13 protein-coding genes are annotated in these 16702 nt (G+C 43.9%); 6 read left to right on the top strand and 7 right to left on the bottom strand.

Annotated elements, in window-relative coordinates:
• Window positions 1-199 precede the first annotated feature (199 nt).
• Window positions 200-1114 carry a sugar phosphate isomerase/epimerase gene (locus DW640_RS00005; RefSeq protein ID WP_008763945.1) on the top strand — a complete coding sequence of 305 codons (915 nt, stop codon included), beginning with the start codon at window positions 200-202 and terminating at the stop codon, window positions 1112-1114.
• Window positions 1115-1182: 68 nt separating this feature from the next.
• Here DW640_RS00005 and DW640_RS00010 read toward each other — a convergent pair whose 3' ends face one another.
• Window positions 1183-1407: a hypothetical protein gene (locus DW640_RS00010; RefSeq protein ID WP_008759748.1), complete on the bottom strand. Its 225-nt coding sequence runs from the start codon at window positions 1405-1407 to the stop codon at window positions 1183-1185.
• A 159-nt stretch (window positions 1408-1566) separates the two neighbouring features.
• Window positions 1567-3240, bottom strand: coding sequence for a long-chain fatty acid--CoA ligase (locus tag DW640_RS00015; RefSeq protein ID WP_054960538.1), 1674 nt, complete (start codon window positions 3238-3240; stop codon window positions 1567-1569).
• Between the two features lie 109 nt (window positions 3241-3349).
• On the opposite strand from DW640_RS00015, the gene mtaB reads away from it, so the two are divergent.
• Genes mtaB through DW640_RS00035 form a run of 4 tightly spaced genes read left to right on the top strand, consistent with a single transcriptional unit; the run spans window position 3350 to window position 7124 of the window.
• Window positions 3350-4681 carry a tRNA (N(6)-L-threonylcarbamoyladenosine(37)-C(2))-methylthiotransferase MtaB gene (gene mtaB, locus DW640_RS00020; protein ID WP_008763943.1) on the top strand — a complete coding sequence of 444 codons (1332 nt, stop codon included), beginning with the start codon at window positions 3350-3352 and terminating at the stop codon, window positions 4679-4681.
• On the top strand, window positions 4671-5564 hold the full coding sequence (locus DW640_RS00025; protein ID WP_008759751.1) for a lysophospholipid acyltransferase family protein: 894 nt from the start codon (window positions 4671-4673) through the stop codon (window positions 5562-5564). Before mtaB ends, DW640_RS00025 begins: the two co-directional genes overlap by 11 nt.
• A 2-nt stretch (window positions 5565-5566) precedes the next feature.
• Complete coding sequence (locus DW640_RS00030; RefSeq protein ID WP_008759752.1) at window positions 5567-6595, top strand: glycosyltransferase family 2 protein; 1029 nt, start codon at window positions 5567-5569, stop codon at window positions 6593-6595.
• Between the two features lie 4 nt (window positions 6596-6599).
• A complete protein-coding gene (locus tag DW640_RS00035) occupies window positions 6600-7124 on the top strand; it encodes a methylglyoxal synthase (protein ID WP_008759753.1) in 525 nt (174 codons plus the stop codon).
• A gap of 329 nt (window positions 7125-7453) precedes the next feature.
• On the opposite strand, the gene folB is transcribed toward DW640_RS00035, so the two are convergent.
• The 5 genes from folB to DW640_RS00060 form a co-directional block, all read right to left on the bottom strand.
• Window positions 7454-7822, bottom strand: coding sequence for a dihydroneopterin aldolase (gene folB, locus DW640_RS00040; protein ID WP_008759754.1), 369 nt, complete (start codon window positions 7820-7822; stop codon window positions 7454-7456).
• A 143-nt stretch (window positions 7823-7965) separates the two neighbouring features.
• Window positions 7966-8937, bottom strand: a complete 972-nt coding sequence (locus tag DW640_RS00045; protein ID WP_008759755.1) for a glycosyltransferase family 4 protein — start codon at window positions 8935-8937, stop codon at window positions 7966-7968.
• Window positions 8938-9031: 94 nt separating this feature from the next.
• Window positions 9032-10045: an acyltransferase family protein gene (locus DW640_RS00050; RefSeq protein ID WP_117576805.1), complete on the bottom strand. Its 1014-nt coding sequence runs from the start codon at window positions 10043-10045 to the stop codon at window positions 9032-9034.
• Window positions 10046-10258: 213 nt separating this feature from the next.
• Window positions 10259-12940 (bottom strand): 4-alpha-glucanotransferase, encoded by a 2682-nt coding sequence (locus tag DW640_RS00055; protein WP_117576807.1) that lies wholly within the window; start codon window positions 12938-12940, stop codon window positions 10259-10261.
• Window positions 12941-13071: 131 nt separating this feature from the next.
• Entirely contained in the window at window positions 13072-15609 is a 2538-nt protein-coding gene (locus DW640_RS00060) for an adenosylcobalamin-dependent ribonucleoside-diphosphate reductase (RefSeq protein WP_117576809.1), read from the bottom strand.
• Between the two features lie 284 nt (window positions 15610-15893).
• On the opposite strand from DW640_RS00060, the gene DW640_RS00065 reads away from it, so the two are divergent.
• The gene (locus DW640_RS00065) at window positions 15894-16631 is read left to right on the top strand and encodes an NADPH-dependent oxidoreductase (protein ID WP_061473422.1); all 738 of its coding nucleotides are present in this window, start codon (window positions 15894-15896) and stop codon (window positions 16629-16631) included.
• Window positions 16632-16702: the final 71 nt, after the last annotated feature.

The following is a 16702-nucleotide window of genomic DNA, read 5'->3' on the forward strand; positions in this document are numbered from 1 at the left end:
ATGCAGGATCACGGTGATGACGTTTGGTTCCGCAATATCCGCGTGAAAGTTCTGGACTGATCACATAAATAATTCAAAGATAGGCTGTGTCAAAAGTAACATCAACATGGCATTTAGTTCTGAATGACAGAATGATATGCCCGACGAACTTCTGACACAGCTTTTTTATTTTAATACATGAACCCCTTTATCTACAAACATGAAACTCCAAATAAATCTATGTGCGCTGGCTCTTCTTTTAATGATTCCGTTTACGGCCATGGCACAGTCTAAAACAAAAGCGAAAGCTAAAAAAGAAGTAGCGATTCAACTCTATTCTGTCAGGGATATATTGAATAAGGTAGACAATAAGGACGGCAAATGTGACGCCGCTTATATTACTCTTCTGAAGAACTTGGCGAAAATGGGATATACCAGTGTGGAAGCCGCCAATTATAATAATGGAAAGTTTTACGACAGAACTCCCGACCAATTTAAAAAAGATGTTGAATCTGCCGGGCTGAAGGTTTTATCCTCACATTGCACAAGAGGATTGTCGAAAGAAGAATTAGCTTCCGGTGATTTTTCAAGTTCACTTCAATGGTGGGACCAGTGTATTGCTGATCATAAAGCTGCCGGTATGAGTTACATTGTAGCTCCTTGGATGGATGTGCCTAAAACACTTAAGGAGTTGGATACATATTGTGCTTATTACAATGAAATAGGCAAACGTTGTAAACAGCAGGGGATGTCGTTCGGATACCATAATCATGCTCATGAATTTCAGAAGGTAGAAGATAAAGTGATGTATGATTACATGATTGAGCATACCAATCCTGAATATGTTTTCTTCCAGATGGATGTTTATTGGGTAGTTCGCGGACAAAACAGTCCGGTCGATTATTTTAATAAATACCCCGGTCGTTTTAAAATGTTCCATATCAAAGATCACAGAGAAATCGGGCAGAGCGGAATGGTTGGTTTCGACGCTATTTTCAAGAATGCAAAGACAGCTGGTGTGAAGCATCTTGTTGCAGAGATAGAAAGCTACAGCATGCCCGTAGAGAAAAGTGTCGAGGTAAGTCTGGATTATTTGCTGGATGCTCCCTTTGTGAAAAGCTCATACGCTAAATAAGGCATAAAAAAAAGTCTGTGCATGCTTTTAGCATGTCAGACTTTCAATTCTCTCTAGGCTGTTCTGAATTATTCAGCTACAGCTTCAGTTGCAGTGCTATCTGCATTCAAAGAGTCAGCTGCTGCCTGAGCTGCTGCTTGTTCTGCTTCAGCTGCTGCTGCTTCTACAGCTGCGATTGAGTCAGCGATGCGGATAGAATCTTGTTGAGCTTTTGCTGCGTCAGCTGCTTTGTTACCACAAGATGCGAATGATACTGCTACGATAGCTACGGCCATCAAAACTAATTTTTTCATTTTCTTTGCTTTTTAAAAACGTAATACAATCAATTGCTTTATTAAAACGCTGCAAAGTTATGTACTTTTTCAATATGTTGTTCTCGAAAAGCCAACTATTTTTATAATTTTTTTTAGAAGCTTGTTATATTACGCCTTCAATCCATGTTTTAAAACATACTAATCGACAGCTATACTGTTATATAGATACCTTTTGATGCTTCTTTTCGGGGTTTTCTCAAATTCCGTAGGATAAAGCTGAATCTTGCTGACTTTTTCATACGCAGCTACATTATTATTTAAGTTCTTCAGATTTTCATCCATGATGGTTTTCAGGTTATCCGGATTGTTCAATCCGAGAGAATCAAGCGCTTCGTAATCCGCATAGACCAGTGCCACCAGTTTCTTGTTACGTTCGATGACGAGGCTTTCAAGAATGAATGGCAGGTTATTGAGTTTGGCTTCCAGCTCTTCGGGGAAGATGTTCTGTCCGCTCGAACTCAGAATCATGCTTTTGAGTCGTCCGCGGATGAAGATATTTCCGCTGGCGTCCATAGTACCAAGGTCGCCGGTGCGCAGCCAGCCGTCTTCGGTAAACACTTCCTGCGTGGCTTCCGGATTCTTATAATATCCCACCATCACGTTTTCACCACGTACCTGAATCTCTCCGGTTTCCGCTTCCGGATTTTCTTTATAGATGCGTGCCTCCATGATATCCAGCACTTTGCCGGAAGAGCCTAAAATAAATTCATTCCAGGGAGCATAGCTGATCAGTGGTCCGCACTCGGTCATACCATAACCGATGGTGAAAGGGAACTTTATTTTGTAGAAGAACTCTTCCACTTCCTGATTCATGGCAGCGCCTCCGATGATGATTTCTTTGAAACGTCCGCCTAGGGCGTCTATCAGCTTTTTCCGTATCTGATTATAAATCTGGGTGTCGAGCAAAGGAATGTTTAATGCCCATTTCATACCTTTCTTATTAATGAGCGGCTGGATGACATTTTTATATATTTTCTCGATGACCAGCGGAACAGTGATAATCAGGTTCGGTTTTACCTCCTCAAAAGCCTTCATGATAATTTTGGGAGAAGGCGTTTTACCGAGCAGGGTGACATGAGTTCCGACAGCAGTTGCAGTCAGAAAGTCGAAAGCGCAACCGTAGGCGTGTGCCAGTGGCAGGAAAGAAAGCACTTTATCTCCTTTTTTAAGTAACTCCGTGCGGATGCCGAAAGTGACATTGCCGGCAAGATTGTTGCCCGTCAACATTACCCCTTTGCTGAAGCCGGTAGTTCCCGATGTGTAGTTCAACAGCATTACCTTATCATTGGATAACGTAGTGTATTGAATGTCCTCGCGCGTGAATCCTTTCGGATAGGCGGCGTACATTTCATCATTGAGGTGTACCAGAAACTTCTGAATAGTTTCTCCGTCCCGCTGATAGAGGCAGCGGAAGTCGGTGAGCGAAAAAACTCCGCGCAGTCCGGTCAGCTTTTCTTCTTCCAGGTTTTCCCAGATGCTGTCACTGGTAAAGAGGAAAACGGACTCGGAATGGTTGACGATATGATGCACATCGTTGGGCGTAAAGTCTTGCAGGATAGGGACGATGATGGCTCCGTAGGTGATGGTTGCCATGTAGGCGATGCACCAGTGGGCATTATTTTTGCCGATAACGGCTATTTTATCTCCTCTACGCAGGCTGCAGTGTTTGAAGAGCAGGTGCATACGGGCGATTTCTCCGGCTACCTGGCCATAAGTATAATGAACGGATTCACCATAATCGGTATAGCAAGGTAAATCCCAATTTTCCCGAAAACTATTTTCGTATAGTTTAATGAAATTCTCTTTAATCATTGCACGTTTTTTAGTGAATTGTGCAAAAATAGGAATAAACTTTCGTATCCTAAAGTGTTTTACTAATAATAATGTGTAACTTTGCAGGAAATATGCGTTATAACAGATTATGATAGATACCACTGTATTTCAAAATAAGACAGCCGTTTATTATACGTTAGGCTGCAAATTGAACTTTTCAGAGACTTCAACTATCGGCAAAATCCTGCGGGAGGCAGGAGTCCGGACTGCACGTAAAGGGGAAAAAGCAGACATCTGTGTAGTAAATACTTGTTCGGTGACGGAGATGGCAGACAAGAAATGTCGTCAGGCTATTCATCGGTTGGTCAAGCAGCATCCCGGAGCTTTTGTGGTAGTGACCGGATGTTACGCGCAGTTGAAACCCGGCGACGTGGCAAAGATAAAAGGAGTAGATGTAGTGCTGGGTGCCGAGCAGAAAGGAGACTTGTTGCAGTATCTCGGCGACCTCCATAAGCATGAAGAGGGAGAGGCATTTACTACCACCACCAAAGATATCCGTTCGTTTTCTCCTTCGTGTTCACGGGGCGACCGTACTCGTTTCTTCCTGAAAGTACAAGACGGATGCGATTATTTCTGTTCTTATTGTACCATTCCTTTTGCCCGTGGACGCAGCCGTAACGGTACTGTTGCCTCTATGGTGGAGCAGGCAAGGCAGGCTGCTGCCGAAGGCGGAAAAGAGATCGTACTGACAGGCGTGAATATCGGCGATTTTGGTAAGACTACCGGTGAGACTTTCTTTGATCTGGTGAAAGCGCTGGATCAGGTGGAAGGCATCGAACGTTACCGCATTTCTTCTATCGAGCCCAATCTGCTGACTGATGAAATCATCGAGTTCGTTTCCCGTTCCCGTAGATTTATGCCTCATTTTCATATCCCGTTGCAATCCGGTTGCGATGAAGTGCTGAAATTGATGCGCCGTCGTTATGATACGGCTCTTTTTGCCTCTAAAGTAAAGAAAATCAAGGAAGTGATGCCGGATGCCTTTATCGGAGTCGATGTGATTGTAGGTACTCGCGGAGAGACGGAAGAGTATTTTGAACAGGCTTATCAGTTTATTTCCGGACTGGATGTGACACAGTTGCATGTGTTCAGCTACTCCGAACGTCCGGGGACGCAGGCCTTGAAGATAGATTATGTGGTTTCGCCGGAAGAGAAACATCAGCGCAGCCAGCGCTTGCTGACACTTTCTGATGAAAAGACACGGGCTTTCTATACCCGTCATATCGGGCAGACCATGCAGGTATTGATGGAAAAATCAAAAGCAGGTACACCGATGCACGGGTTTACCGCTAACTATATCCGCGTAGAAGTGGAGAATGACGAATCATTGGACAATCAGATGATTAACGTCCGACTGGGAGAATTTAATGAAGACATGACAGCGCTTAAAGGCACAATTCTGATGAATTATGAAGTCTAGATTTATCTATTGGCTGGTATATAGCGGGATGTGGCTGTTTTCGGCGCTTCCCTTCCGGATATTGTACTTACTTTCGGATTTCAATTACCTGTTGATGTACCGTATAGGGAGGTATCGCCGGAAAGTAGTACGGGAGAATCTGAAGAAATCATTTCCCGAAAAAGACAAGAAAGAAAGGCTGCAGATCGAACGCCGTTTCTATCGTTACCTTTCCGACTATATGCTTGAAGACTTGAAAATGCTTCATATGTCACCCGAAGACCTTTATAAGCGGATGACTTATAAGAATACGGAACAATATCTGGAACTGACCGAGAAATATGGCGGAATCATCGTAATGATTCCTCATTATGCCAATTATGAATGGCTGATCGGGATGGGATCTATTATGAAACCGGGTGATGTACCGATGCAAGTCTATAAACCTCTGAAAGATAAATACTTGAACGAATTGTTCCAGCGCATCCGTTCCCGCTTCGGAGGATATAACGTTCCGAAACATTCTACGGCACGCGAAATTATCAAGTTGAAGCGTGAAGGCAAAAAGATGGTTGTCGGTCTGATTACTGACCAGTGGCCCAGCGGAAACGAAAAATACTGGACTACTTTTTTGGGGCAGGAAACCGCCTTTCTGAATGGTGCGGAGCGCATTGCGAAAATGATGAACTTCCCTGTGTTCTATTGTGATCTGACAAAACCCGGCAGAGGGTATTGTGTAGCTGAGTTTAAGCTGATGACAGAGAAACCGAAGGAGACGGGTGAAGGAGAAATTACGGAAATGTTTGCTGATTATCTGGAACAGACGATTCGCAGGGAACCGGCTTATTGGCTGTGGTCTCATAAACGTTGGAAAGCTTCTAAGGCTGAATGTGAAAGGGGGTAAGGATGAAAGTGTCAGTGGTTATTCTGAATTGGAACGGGTGCGATATGCTTCGTACTTTTCTTCCGTCCGTGATCCGCTATTCGAAGAGCGAAGAAGTAGAAGTCTGTGTGGCCGACAATGGCTCTACGGATGCTTCTGTGGAAATGCTTCGGGAAGAATTTCCTTGTGTCCGGATCATTGTGCTGGATCAGAATCATGGATTCGCAGATGGATATAACCTGGCTTTGCAGCAGGTAGAAGCGGAGTATGTGGTACTTCTGAATTCTGATGTTGAGGTGACCGAACATTGGCTTGAACCGATGATCTCCTATCTTGATGGCCATCCGGAGGTAGCTGCCTGTCAGCCGAAAATCCGTAGCCAGCGGCAAAAAGAGTATTTTGAATATGCCGGAGCAGCCGGAGGATTTATAGATAAGTACGGCTATCCGTTCTGTCGTGGGCGTATAATGGGAGTGGTTGAAAAGGATGAGGGACAGTATGATACGATCCTGCCAGTTTTCTGGGCAACGGGAGCCGCCCTGTTTATCCGTCATGCGGATTATCGTGAGGCGGGCGGACTGGACGGACGTTTCTTTGCCCACATGGAAGAGATTGATTTATGCTGGCGACTACGTTCCCGTGGTCGGGAAATCGTTTGCATTCCTCAAAGTACGGTCTATCACGTCGGTGGTGCAACTCTGAAAAAGGAGAATCCCCGCAAGACTTTTTTGAATTTTCGTAATAATCTTGTCATGCTCTATAAGAATCTTTCGGACGAAGAGTTAAATAAAGTGATGCGTATCCGGACTTGTCTCGATTACGTGGCTGCATTCACATTTCTGCTGAAGGGGCAGTTAGACAACGCCCGTGCGGTGATGCGTGCCCGGAAAGAATATAAACAGATTTGTCCTTCATTTTCTTCTTCCCGTAAAGAAAACTTAAGAAAAACTTCTTTGAATCCAATCCCTGAACGGATAAAAAGTAGTATCTTGTGGCAGTTTTATGTGGGAGGGTGCAAAAGATTCTCTCAATTGTCGGATTTAAAAGGATAACAAAATGGAACCAAAAGTAAGGAGAGGCATCGGGCTGGTAGCACATGATGCCATGAAAAAAGACCTCATCGAATGGGTGCTGTGGAACTCGGAACTGTTGATGGGAAATAAATTCTATTGTACAGGTACTACAGGTACTCTGATTCTGGAAGCACTGAAGGAGAAGCATCCTGAAGTGGAGTGGGACTTCACAATTCTGAAATCCGGTCCTTTGGGAGGTGACCAGCAGATGGGATCGCGTATTGTGGACGGTCAGATTGATTATCTATTCTTTTTCACTGACCCTATGACTTTGCAGCCACATGATACGGATGTTAAAGCATTAACCCGACTGGCCGGTGTTGAGAACATCGTTTTCTGTTGTAACCGTTCTACGGCGGATCATATCATTTCCAGCCCTCTGTTTATGGATCCCGATTACGAACGTACCCATCCGGACTATTCCAGTTATACGAAACGGTTCGAAAACAAATCCGTGGTAACGGAAGCTGTAGAATCGGTAAATAAAAGAAAAAGAAAGAAGAGATAGGTCGTTATAGACTGAAAATATGATAGTGTGAGGCTGCTTCAAGTAGAAATGAGGCAGCCTTACTTGTGCCATGCCTTTGGCACGACGATGCCACGCCTTTGGCACAACTGTGCCATGCCCTTGTCACAACTGTTTCCAAGCCTTTGTCACAACTGTGCCACACCCTTGTCACAACCGTGACACTCCTTTGGCATAACTGTGCCCATTACTTGGCACAAGCGGAATGATAGGGTGTTGTAAATAAGTTGACCGGATGTGGCAGTCCGGATGATAGGATGACAGACCAATGTGCTTCTTGATAATAACACAAACTGATAAAGCAAAGGTACTTATCTGCTGCAATGCAGTTCTACTCCGGCTGAGTCGATGTCTGCTCCCATAGGCGGATTCCGTTTGGAAAGACGAAGTTCTATTTCTTCAATGGCAGGAAATTCTGCCAGTAGTCTTTTAGCTATTCGTCCGCATACGTGTTCCAGCAACTTCGATGGGATGGACATTTCAGCTTTCACGGCTTCGTGTATTTCGGCATAGTTGACCGTATCCACCACGTCGTCTGTTTGAATAGCCTGACTGATATCTACCTTCAACTTCAAGTTGATAATATACTCATTTCCAATGATATTCTCTTGGGGGGCTACTCCATGATAAGCAAAGCAGCAGATGTCTTTCAGCAAAATATAGCTGTTGTTTATCTTCATATCTTTTGTTTTCTAAAAAAGTAAAGGTAAGGCTTTATTTCTTTTTATAAAGTGTTTTCGATCATTTTTGTTCGCTTATTAAATGAATGAAAGGCTTTATAAATGAGATTGTACTCATCAGCTATGTAATTCAACTGCCATTTTTAGTCCCATGGAAGACGTCGTGCGATATCTATAATATGGGGGACTTCTTTATTCAAAGGTTCGCCGTTCAGTACAGTTTCATATTTCTTTAAATAGGCTTCTGCCATGACACTTGAATTGAATAGATCTCTGGCATATTCGTGGCAGACTTTCGGAGAATATTGTGCTGACTGTATATGTTCGGCCATTTCCTGTCCGTGGGCGGTCAGAAAACCGACTTCCGGTGAAACGAGTTCGGGAAGCGCACCGTAGGGAGTACCGAATACGGGAGCTCCGAAGTATAAGGATTCAGTGATTGCAAGTCCGAAAGGTTCGTGCCATGTAACGGGGAAAATAAGCCCTTTTGACTGCTCAATAATAACTTTTTTCTTTGAATCATCTACCATTCCATGAAAATGAATCCGTGGATTCCATGTGAATCGGAAGCCCATTTTGAGATTGAGGCGATAACCGCCTAAAACGTCCAGTTGTGCGTTCTTGATGCTTTGGACAACGGCGATAGCTCCTTTGATATTTTTGACCTTCCAGGCTGCTTTGCCTAGAAAATGGTAGTTTTTTCTGGAAAGGGTGAGGTTGGCGGGACCGTAGTCATCCCAGTCCAGTCCATTGTAAACGAATGATTCGCTTCCAAGTCTTTGTGCATGATTACGTGAGACAAAAACGATGTTCCGGTCTGCGTTGGCCGGGATTCCATTGCCGTGTATGGTCAGTAAGTGCGGCTTGGTGATTCCTTCGGGAACGGGAATGTTGAAATGTACGATGTCCGCGTCTGTGGGGATTTGGGTGTTCAGATTTACGCTAGGGTCCAGTTCTATCACTTTAGCGAAAGGGCAGGAGGAACCTTTTCCTGCGATGAAGGTGACTTTGTGTCCGCGCTTATTGAGTTCTTTACCCAGATACCACATTACTCTTTGAGTTCCGCCGTATTTTATAGATGGAATTTTATCTCCTAAGACAATCGTTATATTCATTTGTTCTCGGTCTATAGTTCTTTGGAACAAAAGTAGTAAATTATTTGATAATTAAACTTAGAGTTAAGAAAAGTTTGGCTTGCACAATGTTTTATTATTTGACTTTTAATAAATCCTTCTGTGCTACCAACTGCGGAATTATCTTAAGCAGGATAGGGGTAAAGAGAATGCAGATAGCCAATGTCAGCAGGAGCAGTGCGCTTGCTTCTGCCCAGTCGTTATGAATATAATGCGAAACGATTGGTCTTGCAAAGTGTATAACCGGTCCATGAATGCTGAGTGTGATAATGGAATATCTCCCCAGATAAGAAACGATACTTATTCTTTTTATTTTCTTACAGATCAGCATAATCATAAAGATTCCGGCAAATGCGGCAATGTATACCTGGAATATGTTGCCGGGATAATTGTTGGTCCGCATACCCGGCGTGGTGGCGGTGAAGTACATTACGACCAGTGCCAGCAGGACAAATGCGGGAATAATCTTGTCGAACCGATGACTGGGGAACAGGAAGAAGTTATATCGGCGAACCCAAAAGCCTGCTACATAGAAGGGAAGGGCAGTCATCGCAACGTCTATATACAAAGGAAGTTCGATGTGAAATTTGCCCAGGAAGAATCCTGTGCATCCGATCAGTAACGTTGCTGCAAACATCAGAGATAAATGCTTTTCACGTAGATAATGAATCAGATAGAACAGAATATTGCAGTTGAACAGAGCAAGCAGAAACCAGATGGGAGGATTGAACTTGATGAGGTCGTGCCCGTGAAAGACAAACAGTAATTCTCTCCATGATACAGGGAGATGGAAAGTTCCCGGTGCAATCTTCCATACAATGTATTTTAGTAGAAAAGCGCTGACGTAGAAGAAGATAAAGGGAATGATTAGCTTATTGGTCTTTCGGATAATGAAACCGGATAATCCTTCGTAAGGCTTGAAGAAAATTCCTGAGATAAAGAAATAGAGAGGCATACGAAAGCAGGATAGCATGGAATGCTTGTCAAGCTGGTCGAAAGCGCCTCCGATATGCGCCATCACTACCAGAATAATGCAGACTCCCTTGGTTAAGTCCACAAAATCAATACGCTGATGCTGATTGTCTCCCATTTATTTTGCGTTGCGTTTTTGCGTTGCAAAGATACTTGATTAATTGGAAAAAACGGAATGAAGGAAGATAAAGAATTGCCGCATGGTAGAGAAACAGAGGTGTCAAAACCATCAGCTGATTTTATTCAGACACAAGATGACACGGATTTACAGTTTTAAGAGATTATAGGTCTAAAAAACGTGTTAATCCGTGTCACCTGTGCCTAAAGATATTTATTTCTTGGGAGCTCTGCCGGTGTATTTTATCAGCTCACGTATCTTGTCATTGAGTTCTGCTGCTTTCATCAACTGTTCCAGAGTGAGGTGCATCCGGTAACGCCAATAATTGCGCGGATTGGCTGGTACATTGATCCGTTCTTCCTGTACATTCGGATTTCTCCATTTGCCATCAATGCTCAGCCAGTCTTGCAAGGACAGAATACAAAGTATGGAATTGCTTTTCAGATGATTGCGCACCACTTCTTCGCACAAATCGGGAGTGGCGACCGTCGGTGCGGTTCCGTAATGTCCCAGCATCGTGTTGTAGTAACGCTGTGTCTGCAGGTAATCCTCTTCCCACCAGCCTCGCAAAGTAGACATATCATGAGTGGAGATGGTACAAACCGACCGATATGGATATTCATTTAAATAGCCGAACTCGTACATCGGATTCTTTGGCATCCGCTGAATCTCCAGACTGAGAATGCGAAGATCATTCATGACGGACGAAACACAATCCGGAATCATGCCCAGGTCTTCTCCGCAAACCAGCATACGTGTAGATTGTGTCAGTTGCGGCAGTTTCTTCATAGCCTGCTGGCGCCAGAAATCGTTGTGGCGGTGATAATAATACTGGTCATATAACTTGTTAAACGCATTCTGCTCCAGCTCATTGAGTGAACGGAAGATGAAATCGCGTTGTATTCCGATGCGCGGATGATATTTATCTTTTTCTTTCGTGTCCGGTACAAAAAGAACATCACTGATCAATGTGTATAGTCCGTCTCGAATCCAAAGACTGTTCTCATCATTTTTTCCTGCAAAGAAACTCTCCACTTCCCGTTGGGTGGCAAACTCCGGTTTCATGTGATAAATACCGGGTGCTTCGGCAGGAAGAAGAAAAGTCTGTTTCACATAATCGGTATGCGGACCGAATACTTGCCCGAGGAAGGATTCATGAATATATGGAATCAGATATTCTTTCCGAAAGGGGAGACCGTAACTTTCGATTTCCTCCCGACTCATAGGGATGGAGGGAATGAACTGTCCGAGTAATCCGTGTACGGCATGCATCGGGATTTCCCAGATACGGAAGAAACCAAGGATGTGGTCAATCCGGTAAGCGTCGAAGTACTCTGACATTTTTTGGAAACGCTTCATCCACCAGCGGTAGCCATCCTTTTCCATGACGTCCCAGTTGTACGTGGGGAATCCCCAGTTTTGTCCGTTCACGGAGAAATCATCGGGAGGGGCACCTGCCTGCCCGTTGAGATTGAAGTAATAAGGTTCGGTCCATGCTTCCACACTGTTACGGCTGATGCCGATAGGGATATCCCCTTTGAGTACGACACCGTGTTCGCGGGCGTATTTCGTAGCGGCTACCAATTGCAGGTGCAGGTGAAACTGGATATAATAATAGAGTGCGATATGCGGGTAATCCACAGATTCCGGCCGGCACATCTTCTCTATATCTTGTGCATTATAAACGGAATGTCTGGGCCATTCACGGAAATTAGGTGTCTGAAAGGCATCGCGCAGATAGCTGAAAACAGCGTAAGGTTGCAACCACTCCTTGTTGGCGTCAAAGAATTCGCCGAACTCTCCGGAGGCTAATACTTTTTCTCCTTCCTGCTTGAAGATCAGTCGGAAGTATTCCCATTTTGTTTGGTTGACAGCTTCGTAATCCATCGCCGGCAGACTGTTGAGCTCTTTCTGTTTTTTGTTGAACTTTGCTGCGGCTGACTTGTCTTTCAGTGTTCCCATCTGCTTTATATCCACATACATCGGGTGGAAAGCATAAATGGAGATACTATTATATGGATAAGAATCGGTCCACGCATGAGTCATGGTAGTATCATTGATCGGTAATATCTGTATTACCTTTTGTTGGGTACTTACAGCCCAGTCAATCATGCGTTTCAAATCTCCGAAATCTCCTACTCCGAAACTGTTCTCTGATTTCAGTGAAAAGACAGGGATGGCTATACCGGCCCCTTTCCATACCGGAATATCGAAATAGGCATATCGGTCGGAGATGACCAGCGTCTCATTTGTTTTCAGTTCCGGGTCGGCAAGATAGCGGTTGGGGTTATTTTCCCAGCAGTCCGCTTTCTTTTCTTCTTTATGGTAAAGGATGAATTTGTATTCCAGCGGGAATTTCAGCTTACTTGCATCCAGCTCGATCTGCCATTCCGGAAAGTTGGCATCGCTCATGGGAATCGCTTTGTCCGGGTCCCAGTTTCCCAATGCTTTCTGATTTCCGCAAATTGCCAGGCAATAGTCTTTGTTGATGCGTGGGGCGTATGCCTTGATGACCAGCCCTTTTCTGTGACAATGCGGAATTTCAGCTCTGTCGGGATGGGCTAACAAGGCTTCCGTGAAGGCCGAACTGTAGTAATACAATTGTTCTGGGATATTTTTCCAGCAGTCTTTAATCTGATACTTCTTTTTAGAGTTACCGGATAAAAAGAGACGTCTCGGAAAACTGTCCCATTCTTTGCGGATGATGATTTGGTTTTGTTCTATCTGATAGCTGTAATTGATAGTCATTCCTTCTTTGGGAACTTCCAGTTCCACGTCTGCCGTCCAGTATATGCCGTCTGTGGTATGCATGGGGATCGACTCCGGCAGCAGCCCGGCAATCCTGACTTCTTCTCCCCAACTGGTGCGATATTCGATGTTAAATGATACAGTCATATATATTAGATTTTGATTAGACACTAATGACTATGCAAGTATAAGACATTTTTTTGAATAAAAAATAAAAGGAGCCGTATTAGGACTCCTTTTAATCTTTTGTTTATATATTAATTAACATACGTCACATGTTAACCGCATCTGGAAGCACCGCAAGTGGTACAGATCAGACAGCCTTCCTGATAGACCAAAGTTTCATTACCGCAATTCGGGCATTTCTTTCCTTTGGCTTCCGTTCCGTCCTGAATATATTTCTTCAATGCACGTTCTACACCGTTCTTCCAAGTGTTGATGCTCTCGCTGTTTAGTTGCAGAGAACCTACCAGCTTGATAACCTGCTCGATCGGCATCCGGTAACGGAGTACACCGGAGATCAGTTTTGCATAGTTCCAGTATTCCTTGTTGAACTTCTCTGACAATCCTTCGATAGTCGTCTTGTATCCACGTTTATTTTCGAACTGGAAGTCGTAACGCTTGGTTCCATCATCGTCTATATTCTTGATAATACGTCCGCTGGTTACGCTTTTCGGCAACAGGATACCTTCATCGTCATCCTGCAAACCTGTGAATATCTCGTAAGGATGTCCATCCAGCAGTCCTACAAAAGCCACCCATTTCTCTTTGTTATTCTGGAAACGAACCACGTCGGCTTCCAGTATTCTTGGGCGTGTTTCTACTACCGTAGGCGGTTTGCAAGGAGGAAGAGTTTCTTTCTTATCCGATTTGGTTGAAATCAATACTCCGGAACGTGAGCCGTCGCGGTATACCGTACATCCTTTGCAACCGGATTTCCATGCTTCTACATACAGGCGGTTGACAAGATCCTCGTCTACATCGTTCGGCAGGTTGATGGTTACGCTGATAGAGTGGTCTACCCATTTTTGGATTCTTCCCTGCATCTTCACTTTCATCAACCAGTCTACGTCATTGGAAGTCGCTTTATAATAAGGTGACTTAGCCACCAGCTCGTCAATCTCTTCCTGCGAATAACGCTTGGCGGGATCGTATCCGTTAGCTTCCATCCATGTCACGAATTTATGATGGAATACGATATATTCTTCGAATGCGTCGCCTGTCTCGTCAACAAAGTCAACGTGTACATTCGTATCGTTCGGGTTTACTTTTCTTCTGCGCTTGTAAACGGGCAGGAAGACCGGTTCGATACCGGAAGTCGTCTGTGTCATCAGACTGGTTGTTCCTGTAGGAGCAATCGTCAGACATGCAATATTACGACGGCCATATTTCTTCATTTCTGCGTACAGTTCCGGATCAGCCTCGGCAAGACGCTGAATGAACGGATTGTTCTGTTCACGCTCATTGCTGTATATTTCGAAAGCACCGCGTTCTTTTGCCATTTCAACCGAAGAACGATAGGCACCGAGGGCCACTGTCTTATGTACTTTTTCAGAGAATTCGGTTGCTTCTTCGGTTCCGTAGCGCAGACCTAAAGCAGCAAGCATATCGCCTTCCGCAGTGATTCCCACACCTGTACGGCGACCTTGACCGCTCTTCTTATATATCTTGTTCCACAAGTTGCGTTCGGCATGTTTTACCTCTTCGCCTTCCGGGTCTTGATCGATCTTTTCCATGATACGTTCGATCTTCTCCAGTTCGAGGTCGATGATGTCGTCCATGATGCGTTGAGCCAGCGCAACGTGTTTTTTGAACAGTTCGAAATCAAAATAGGCATCCGGTTTAAACGGATTTACTACATAAGAATATAGATTGATAGCCAGCAGACGACAAGAGTCATAAGGACACAATGGAATTTCACCGCATGGATTGGTAGATACAGTCTTATAACCTAAATCTGCGTAGCAATCGGGCACAGATTCACGGATAATCGTATCCCAAAATAAAACACCGGGTTCTGCCGATTTCCATGCATTGTGCACAATCTTCTTCCATAATGTGGAAGCATCTATTTCTTTAGTGGTAGTCGGATTTGCCGATTCAATCGGATATTGTTGTATATAAGGTTTCTCGTCAACTGCCGCCTGCATGAAAGCGTCGTCCAGCTTTACGGAAACATTGGCTCCGGTAATTTTTCCTTCCGTCATTTTAGCGTCGATGAAGGCTTCCGAATCCGGATGCTTGATAGACACACTCAGCATCAGTGCACCACGACGACCGTCCTGAGCTACTTCGCGGGTAGAGTTGGAATAACGTTCCATGAACGGAACGAGACCAGTGGAAGTCAATGCCGAATTTTTAACGGGAGAACCTTTCGGGCGGATGTGAGACAAGTCATGACCTACTCCTCCACGCCTTTTCATGAGCTGTACTTGTTCCTCGTCGATTTTGATGATAGCGCCATAAGAGTCTGCTGCGCCGTCTACCCCGATTACGAAGCAGTTGGATAGTGAAGCGACCTGATAGTCATTACCGATACCCGTCATCGGGCTTCCTTGCGGAACGATGTACTTAAAATGATCCAGCAGATCATACAGTTCCTTTGCTGTCAGTGCATTCGGATACTTTGCCTCGATACGTGCTACTTCATTGGCAATTCTCCAATGCATATCTTCCGGAGATTTTTCATAGATGTTTCCGAAAGAATCCTTTACTGCGTACTTGTTTACCCAAACCCTTGCAGCAAGCTCGTCGCCTTGAAAATATCGTAAAGATTCTTCGTAGGCTTCGTCATAAGAATAAATTTGTTTTTCCACGATCCAATGTGTCTTAGATTTTATTATTTAATAAGTAATGTGTAGAAGTTTACTTATCAGTAACAAATGTGGCTGCAAAGCTAAGAATGTTTTTTTATCTATCAAAATAAAAATGCAACATTTTATCAACAGGCTTTAAGTTTTCCGTTTGTTATTGTTAAGTCTTTGATTAACAGATAACTTTGCTTTTTGTTCATGGCTTTAAGTTTTCCAAAAAGAAAATTAGATTATTTCATTGATATGGCAAAATAATATTTCTTTTTGTATCTTTGCAAAAAAAAGATATGTTTGAAACCGTAAAGAACAGAAGAACAATCCGGAAATACCAGCAAAAAGATATTACTCCTGATTTGTTAAATGATTTGCTCGAAACCTCTTTCCGCGCTTCTACGATGGGAGGGATGCAACTTTATAGTGTTATAGTGACTCGCGATGCAGAAATGAAAGAGAAACTTTCTCCTGCTCATTTCAATCAGCCGATGGTAAAAGGGGCACCTGTCGTGCTTACTTTTTGTGCCGATTTCCGCCGTTTCAGCAAGTGGTGTGAACAGAGAAACGCTGTTCCCGGCTACGATAATTTAATGTCTTTTATGAATGCGTCTATGGATACCTTGTTGGTTGCGCAAACCTTCTGCACGTTAGCTGAAGAGGCAGGCTTGGGTATCTGTTATCTGGGAACGACTACTTATAATCCGCAAATGATCATCGATACACTTCAACTGCCGAAACTGGTATTCCCTATTACGACGATCACAGTCGGCTATCCGGACGGTACTCCGGCCCAGGTGGACCGCTTGCCTCTCGAAGCTGCCGTGCATCAGGAAGTTTACCATGATTATACTCCGGAAGACATCGATCGCTTGTACGAGTATAAAGAATCACTGCCGGAAAATAAACAGTTTATAGAAGAAAATAAGAAAGAAACTCTGGCACAAGTATTTACGGATGTACGTTATACAAAGAAAGACAATGAATTTATGTCTGAGAACTTGTTGAAAGTGCTTCGTCAACAAGGATTCTAATGATAAGTAATAGGTAATAAGTAATAGGTAATAGCTATGCGGACTGCACTTGTTTATGCAGCTTCGATATT

The organism is Bacteroides sp. AM23-12 (assembly GCF_003434395.1).
Taxonomy (GTDB): domain Bacteria; phylum Bacteroidota; class Bacteroidia; order Bacteroidales; family Bacteroidaceae; genus Bacteroides; species Bacteroides thetaiotaomicron.

What these genes read in the sequence shown, in the direction of transcription:
- DW640_RS00055 (WP_117576807.1), bottom strand. Translation starts at nt 12,940, where the DNA reads ATGACTGTATCATTTAACATCGAATATCGCACCAGTTGGGGAGAAGAA.
- DW640_RS00030 (WP_008759752.1), top strand. Translation starts at nt 5,567, where the DNA reads ATGAAAGTGTCAGTGGTTATTCTGAATTGGAACGGGTGCGATATGCTT.
- DW640_RS00045 (WP_008759755.1), bottom strand. Translation starts at nt 8,937, where the DNA reads ATGAATATAACGATTGTCTTAGGAGATAAAATTCCATCTATAAAATAC.
- DW640_RS00025 (WP_008759751.1), top strand. Translation starts at nt 4,671, where the DNA reads ATGAAGTCTAGATTTATCTATTGGCTGGTATATAGCGGGATGTGGCTG.
- mtaB (WP_008763943.1), top strand. Translation starts at nt 3,350, where the DNA reads ATGATAGATACCACTGTATTTCAAAATAAGACAGCCGTTTATTATACG.
- DW640_RS00010 (WP_008759748.1), bottom strand. Translation starts at nt 1,407, where the DNA reads ATGAAAAAATTAGTTTTGATGGCCGTAGCTATCGTAGCAGTATCATTC.
- DW640_RS00035 (WP_008759753.1), top strand. Translation starts at nt 6,600, where the DNA reads ATGGAACCAAAAGTAAGGAGAGGCATCGGGCTGGTAGCACATGATGCC.
- DW640_RS00065 (WP_061473422.1), top strand. Translation starts at nt 15,894, where the DNA reads ATGTTTGAAACCGTAAAGAACAGAAGAACAATCCGGAAATACCAGCAA.
- folB (WP_008759754.1), bottom strand. Translation starts at nt 7,822, where the DNA reads ATGAAGATAAACAACAGCTATATTTTGCTGAAAGACATCTGCTGCTTT.
- DW640_RS00015 (WP_054960538.1), bottom strand. Translation starts at nt 3,240, where the DNA reads ATGATTAAAGAGAATTTCATTAAACTATACGAAAATAGTTTTCGGGAA.
- DW640_RS00005 (WP_008763945.1), top strand. Translation starts at nt 200, where the DNA reads ATGAAACTCCAAATAAATCTATGTGCGCTGGCTCTTCTTTTAATGATT.
- DW640_RS00050 (WP_117576805.1), bottom strand. Translation starts at nt 10,045, where the DNA reads ATGGGAGACAATCAGCATCAGCGTATTGATTTTGTGGACTTAACCAAG.